Annotated in this window: 5 protein-coding genes and 1 pseudogene; 5 read left to right on the top strand and 1 reads right to left on the bottom strand. The window is 55.7% G+C overall.

Going from position 1 to position 5,630, the window contains the following annotated elements; all coding sequences use genetic code 11:
- From tagH to RTY00_RS03600, 4 genes are all read left to right on the top strand, one after another.
- A partial coding sequence (tagH, locus tag RTY00_RS03615) for a type VI secretion system-associated FHA domain protein TagH (RefSeq protein ID WP_312663418.1) occupies nucleotides 1–775 on the top strand: 775 nt, incomplete at its 5' end.
- Nucleotides 772–1,548: a serine/threonine-protein phosphatase gene (locus RTY00_RS03610; RefSeq protein ID WP_312663417.1), complete on the top strand. Its 777-nt coding sequence runs from the start codon at nucleotides 772–774 to the stop codon at nucleotides 1,546–1,548. The genes tagH and RTY00_RS03610, both read left to right, overlap by 4 nt.
- Nucleotides 1,549–1,561: 13 nt before the next feature.
- On the top strand, nucleotides 1,562–2,512 hold the full coding sequence (locus RTY00_RS03605; RefSeq protein ID WP_312663416.1) for a hypothetical protein: 951 nt from the start codon (nucleotides 1,562–1,564) through the stop codon (nucleotides 2,510–2,512).
- Nucleotides 2,513–2,578: 66 nt separating this feature from the next.
- The gene (locus RTY00_RS03600; RefSeq protein ID WP_312663415.1) at nucleotides 2,579–3,994 is read left to right on the top strand and encodes a serine/threonine-protein kinase; all 1,416 of its coding nucleotides are present in this window, start codon (nucleotides 2,579–2,581) and stop codon (nucleotides 3,992–3,994) included.
- A 6-nt stretch (nucleotides 3,995–4,000) separates the two neighbouring features.
- On the opposite strand, the gene RTY00_RS03595 is transcribed toward RTY00_RS03600, so the two are convergent.
- Nucleotides 4,001–4,672, bottom strand: coding sequence for a gamma-glutamylcyclotransferase (locus RTY00_RS03595; protein ID WP_008107689.1), 672 nt, complete (start codon nucleotides 4,670–4,672; stop codon nucleotides 4,001–4,003).
- Between the two features lie 542 nt (nucleotides 4,673–5,214).
- On the opposite strand from RTY00_RS03595, the pseudogene RTY00_RS03590 reads away from it, so the two are divergent.
- A pseudogene (locus tag RTY00_RS03590) lies at nucleotides 5,215–5,630 on the top strand (sodium-potassium/proton antiporter ChaA); the annotation flags it as partial.

The following is a 5,630-nucleotide window of genomic DNA, read 5'->3' as shown; positions in this document are numbered from 1 at the left end:
GGCGCTCTTTGCCGACAGCAGCGATGACCCGCTCGGCATGATGCAGGAGCCCGAGGTGATTCCCGAGCCGGTGGCGCGTCAGGAACGTCGCAACGATCCGCGTCTCGCCATCGATCCGCAAAGCGATGCGCCGACGCTGCCCGCCACCTTGCCGGGCGTCTCTCAGGACAAACTGATTGCTGCGTTGCTGGAAGGCATGGGGCTGAACAACGGCCACCAAACCACCATCACCGAAGAGCAGATGCGTGTCACTGGTCGCATGCTGAGCCTGTTTTCGCAAGGCACCGTCGCCCTACTCTCATCGCGCTCGATTCTCAAGCGTGGCGTGAAAGCCGACATGACGATGATCCTCAATGAGGCAAATAACCCATTCAAAATTCTGCCGTCCGGTAAAACCGTGTTGATGCAGATGTATCAGAGCCAGATGCCGGGCTTTATGCCGCCGGAACCGGCGGTGCGTGATGCGCTGGTGGATTTGCAGGCGCATCAGCTGGGGATGATTGCCGGCATCCGCGCGATTATCGCCGCCATGCTGCAATCGTTTAACCCGCAGCGCTTAGAAGAAGAAGCGCGCAAAGACGGCGTGCTACCCAAAATGGCATTTAACACCGGCCGAAAAGCGGCGCTGTGGGATTACTTCTCTCGCCACTATCAGCGTACCGCCGGTGAAATTGAAGATGACTTCCACACGCTGTTCGGCGAAGCCTTCCTGCATGCCTATGATATGGAAGTGAATCAGTACAAGGATTCTCAGACGCGGACCGAAGACGCATGAAGATGATGTTTGCCAGCCGCTGCCAGCAAGGCATGCGTGACGAAAATCAGGATCGCACTGGCGCCGAGCTAGACGACCAAAAAGCCTGTTTTCTGGTGTGCGACGGCGTGGCCGGTTTGCCCGGCGGAGATTTCGCTGCGCAGCTGGTGCGCGACACGCTGCTGACGCAGTTGCAGCATAGCGCGACCTTCACGCCGGAAAGCACGCGCGCTGCCATCGAACACTGCCAGCAGGTGCTGATTGAGGCACAGGGAAACAATCCGAATTTTTCCCGGATGAGTACCACGCTCGCTGCGCTGTTTATCGACCGTGAAAAACAGCTCGCATGGTGGGCGCACGCAGGTGACAGCCGGGTTTATCACTTCCGTCATGGGGTGCTAAATCAGGTGACGCGTGATCACAGTTTGGCCCAGCAGTTACGCGAAGCGGGCTATGAAAATACCGGCATTAACAGTAATTTACTCTATAATGCGCTCGGTGTTGAGCCTGCCCGTCCGGCCACCTTTAGCGAGGTGATTACGCTGGCCGATGGCGATGCGTTTTTAGTTTGCAGCGATGGATTCTGGCTCAATCTCACCACCCACGAAATGGAACTGGCCCTGCGCATGGTGAATGCCTGCGAAGAGTGGCTGACTTTGATGGAACAAGCCGTTAACCGCAGTGTTAAAAGCGACAATCTCAGCGCTCTGGCCGTCTGGATTGGCGAACCGCAGGAAGCGACGCTGCTTTATTCCCAGGCTGATGCGGCACGTTTTCTGCCGTCACGTTATTGATCCAAGGATTCTTATGAAAGTGTGGTTGACGGGCTTCGCAACCCTGTTGCTGGCCGGAAATGCGCAGGCAGAAGATTATCGTGTGGTCTATTCACCGAGCCTGTCATTGGAAGTCTACATCGATGACGTGGCGAGCAAAGCGCCTAACGACTGGTGCAAAGAGACGCTGCCGCTGCGCATTGTTTCGGGCAAAAGCACCGATTCCAGCGTCCTGACCAGCTTCCTGCCGCGCGTCGGTACGCTGCTGGCTAATCAGTGCGGCTTGCTGGATGAACTGCCGTGGCAGATGACCAATAAAGAGGGCAGCGTGCTGGCAAACGGTAGCGCGGCCAAATTACAGAACTGGCGTCCCATCGTCATCAACGATGCCACGGCCAGCGCAACCGCCAATAATGCCGCGCCGCTCGATCTCTCGCGCCCGGCGGATAGCACACCGCTGCAGCATTTTGCCTTGCCGGGCGGTTGTCATTTCCGCACCTGGTGGGATGACAAAGGCGAATCGCTGTTTATCCCGGATAACCCGAGTCAGCACTGCTCAACCGAAGGCTGGCTGGAAGGCCCGAGCGAAATGACGCTGATGAGCGACGGTAAAACGCGCAATGTGGCGCTGAATTTCTATCAGGGCTACCCGATTGCAGATTTGAAACTAAGCGGTCCGCCGCTGGAAGTGATCTCGGTGAATAACCAGCGCATGATTGTTACGCGTCCGGATGCCGATGATAGCTGGTTAGTGCTGCCGTTTGATGCACAACAGCATGTGTGGCGCTTCAGCGGCACACTTCTGGTGAAGATGGACAAAACCGCCGATCAGGACAGCGATGTACTGAAAAAGCGGGTTGAGACGTTACGCGGCGTGTGGTCGCCGCAATTTATGCCACAGCAAAAAGTGACTGTGTTACTGATTGACACCCTGCATGCGGATCTCGCCGATCCGGCGATTGGTGCCTGGCGTAACATTAATTAATTAGCGGTCGTTGCCCGCCGTCATCGTGATGACGGGGCGCTACAGGACGTGTTCAGAGAGTTCACTATGTCGGCAAACGAAAACCATACACCTAATGCCCTGCCTGCGGGCTACCGGTTTAATGAATTTGAAATCAAGGAAGTGATTGGCGGCGGCGGCTTCGGCATTGTTTATCGTGCCTGGGATCATCAGCTGGAGCGCACTATCGCCATCAAAGAGTACATGCCCGTCTCGCTGGCGGTGCGTGCGGCGGATATGTCGCTGGAACTGCGCGGTGAGCGTTTCCATAAGCTGTTTACCGCCGGTCGCAACAGCTTTATTCAGGAGGCGCGCCTGCTGGCACGCTTCAATCATCCCGGCTTGCTGCACGTGTTGCGCTTCTGGGAAGAGAACGGCACCGCTTACATGGGCACGCTTTATTACAGCGGCATGACGCTGAAAGAGTGGCAAATCACCAGCCCGGACAGCATTGATGAGAGCTGGATCCGTCGTCTGCTGCCGCCGCTGTTTGGCGCCATCGATACCATTCACGCTGCCGGTTATCTGCATCGCGATATCTCGCTGGATAACATCCAGATTCAGGAAAATCAGCTGCCGGTGCTGCTCGATTTTGGCTCGGCGCGCAAAGAGATTGGTAACCTCTCTGATGAAACCGAGATCATGCTTAAGCCCGGCTTTGCGCCGATTGAGCAATACAGCGAAGAAGGCGAAATCGAGCAAGGTCCGTGGACCGATATCTATGCGCTGGGCGCGGTGCTGCATAACCTGATTACCGGCCATGCGCCGCCGGTGAGCGTGGTGCGCTGCATTGAGGATAACTATCAGCCGCTGGTGGAACGCAAGCCGGAAGGCTACTCGCTGCCGCTGCTGCACGCCATTGACTGCGCGTTAGCGATGAAGCCGGAAGATCGTCCGCAGAGCATTGATGCCTTTGCTAGCTTGATCGATCTGCCGGTGAGCGATGTCGAAGCACTCTCCACCACCATTCCGGTGGTAGCCGAACCGAATGTCCCGGTGGAGCCGATTGTGGCAACGCCGGAACCGCAGGTGTTGGCGGTCAACCATGCCGCTGCCGCCGTTGAACCTTTGACGCCGCGTAACGTGCGTCGTTTGTCGCCTGGTTTAGTGGTGGCCGCTGCGATTGCGGTGTTGGCGGTTGTGGTGGTGGTGTGGAAAGCGAATCGTCACAGTGAAGTGCCGCCGGTGGCCGCGAGCACCACGCCAGCCGCGCCTGCTGCACCCGCCAATAATGTGGCGAGCAGTGCGCCAACGGTAGCGACGGTTTATCTGCGTTTGCAGGCGGGTGAGAACGTGATGCTGAATGGCGAAGCCCGGGATGTGAAGCCCTCCAGCAGCGGGTTTGCTTCATTGAATCTGGCGGCGGGGAACTATCGCATTGAGGTGCGTAACGGCAACCAGGTGCATAGCCAATCGCTGACCATCGATAAGCCGGGAACCTGGCTGATTAATCCAGCGCAGTAATGCGCGTTAGCGCGCTGCGGAATGATTCTGCAGCGCTCTCACTTCTGCCGCCAGGCGCGTCAACGCCGCTTCCTGCATGCCACGTTTACCCAGCTCCTGCTCCAGCGCATAGAGATACTGTGCGTTGGTGCCGAGCGGCCCACTGGCCTGTGCAATCAGCGGCGCGATGGTACTGCGGCATGAGTCGGTTTCATACAATGGATGACGCGGATCCATAATAAACACCAGCGCGGTGACGTTGCGTCCATCCTCCAGCTCCAGCTCACACCAGGTTGGCAGATAGCAGCCGGTGATCATTTCACGCTTCCACAGCAGCTCCAGTTCATCATGCAAGCGCGATTCCGGTAAGCGGAATGCCAGTCCGCTGGTAGATCCGCCCTCTTTCAGCGCCAGCATGCGACCAGGCGCGGTGACGGTGCCGCGACCGGCGATCAAGCGCAGGCAAAACGCGCGGTGCCAGCCCTCTAATCGGCCAGGTGCCACTTCGGCAGCTTCAAAAATCGGATTCCACATCAGCGAGCCGTAGCCAAAAATCCACACCGGGCTTTGGTCAGGACGACAGGCAAGCGTGGCTGACAGCGATGCCGCACGCTTTTCACAGCTCCAGAACAGCGCTTCATCAATATCGCCAAACGATGTTTTACAATCTGCTTTTAATAAAAATTCCCGCGTTAACACTGTGGTCTCCTCTACTGCGCTGACATCTTGCCGGTGTGGTTCCTTAAAACTGATGTCTACAGGCGACGCGTATTGCATCGTCTTAAGAGAAGACATTAATTCATTTTTAACAAAAATTTCAAGATTGACCCCGATCACAAAAGGGAAATTCTGTGTAAATAGCATCGGCTGCCTGGCGAGGAACTTCAATATTGGAAGGAAAAGTGCGAAGCGGGCCAAAAAATCCGCATAAAGCCCGACTTTTACGGGAATATTGGATTTAAGAGAGTTAAACCCCCATAAGCCGTATCAAACAAGTCAATTAAACAGACCAATCTCATCTTTAATTTAGTGGATGACTCATGCAACATAATGAATACAGGCGTTAATCCAGCGATAACAGGCTCTTTTGCCGTGTTATACATAATAATCGCTTTTGGTAAAATCGCGTAAAGTCACAGCAGCACAGTTGTTGAAAAGTTACACTGCGTTGCGTCAGAAAACTCATTATATTTATCAGGCAATGATTGCCTGCTTTGTACTTTTTCCGGAGAGGATGGTAAATGCCTGGACATGAGAAAACCCGCCATACCGAGTACTCACTGATTTTCCCCGTTGCTGCGCTGTCGGTGCTGAGCTTCTTCGGCAACCAGACAGCGCTTCTGCCGGTTATCGGCATCAATCTGCTGGCATTAGTTGCCATTCTGTTTAGCGCGTTCAGCGTGGTACGTCACGCCGACGTTCTGGCACACCGTTTAGGCGAACCTTATGGCTCGCTGATTTTAAGCCTTTCCGTTGTCATTCTCGAAGTAAGCCTGATCTCGGCGCTGATGGCCACCGGCGATGCCGCGCCGGCGCTGATGCGCGACACACTCTACTCGATCATCATGATTGTGACCGCCGGTTTGGTGGGCTTTGCCCTGCTGCTTGGCGGGCGCAAGTTTGCCACGCAGTACGTTAATCTGGCGGGCGTTAAGCA

It is taken from the genome of Pantoea sp. CTOTU49201 (assembly GCF_032054795.1).
GTDB lineage: Bacteria > Pseudomonadota > Gammaproteobacteria > Enterobacterales > Enterobacteriaceae > Pantoea > Pantoea symbiotica.
This window is presented reverse-complemented; position numbering and strand designations above follow the sequence as displayed.

Coding starts and splice junctions, on each gene's coding strand:
- RTY00_RS03610 (WP_312663417.1), top strand. CDS start 772: ATGAAGATGATGTTTGCCAGCCGCTGCCAGCAAGGCATGCGTGACGAA.
- RTY00_RS03605 (WP_312663416.1), top strand. CDS start 1,562: ATGAAAGTGTGGTTGACGGGCTTCGCAACCCTGTTGCTGGCCGGAAAT.
- RTY00_RS03600 (WP_312663415.1), top strand. CDS start 2,579: ATGTCGGCAAACGAAAACCATACACCTAATGCCCTGCCTGCGGGCTAC.